Origin of the sequence: Granulicatella sp. HMSC30F09, from assembly GCF_001806915.1 — a bacterium.
GTDB classification, from domain to species: domain Bacteria; phylum Bacillota; class Bacilli; order Lactobacillales; family Aerococcaceae; genus Granulicatella; species Granulicatella adiacens.
This window is the reverse complement of sequence record NZ_KV786419.1, coordinates 43,726-44,431: the sequence shown is the minus strand read 5'-3', so window position 1 is coordinate 44,431 and position 706 is coordinate 43,726. Positions and strand designations below refer to the sequence as shown.

General features: G+C 37.8%; 1 protein-coding gene. It reads left to right on the top strand.

Features of this window, described 5'->3' with window-relative positions; translation table 11 throughout:
- The coding region (locus HMPREF3103_RS09600) for a prealbumin-like fold domain-containing protein (RefSeq protein WP_371440379.1) at positions 1-706 on the top strand (706 nt) is incomplete at both ends.

Sequence of the window (706 nt, the reverse complement as noted above, 5' to 3'; positions counted from 1 at the left end):
AAGAAAACAAAGTTGAAACAAATGGTTCAACAATGACAGTAACCGATAAAGATGATGATTTACCACGTAAGCTTACTTTCAGCAAAGTAAGCTTAGGCGGAACAGAAATCGCAGACGCTAAAATTAAGATCTTCAAAGGTGACAAAGCAGAAGGAACTCCAGTAGAAAGCTGGACATCAGAAGCAGGAAAATCTAAGGAATTAGATTTAACGCCTGGAACATATACATTCCATGAAGAAGCAGCACCAACAGGATACCTCAAAGTAACAGACATTACGTTCACAGTAAACCATGATGGAACAGTGACCGTAACAAAAGTCGGCGAGAAAGATTCTAAAGGTGAAGAAAACAAAGTTGAAACAAATGGTTCAACAGTGACAGTAACCGATAAAGATGATGATTTACCTCGTAAAGTAACGTTCAGTAAAGTAAATATTGCTGGAAAAGAAATTGAGGGAGCTAAAATCAAGATCTTCAAAGGTGACAAAGCAGAAGGAACACCAGTAGCAAGCTGGACTTCAGAAGCGGATAAGTCTAAAGAATTAAACTTAACGCCTGGAACATATACATTCCATGAAGAAGCAGCGCCAACAGGATACCTTAAGGTGACAGATATCACTTTCAAAGTGAACTATGATGGAACTGTAACGGTAACAAATGTTGGTGAAAAAGACTCTAAAGGTGAAGAAAACAAAGTTGAAACAAA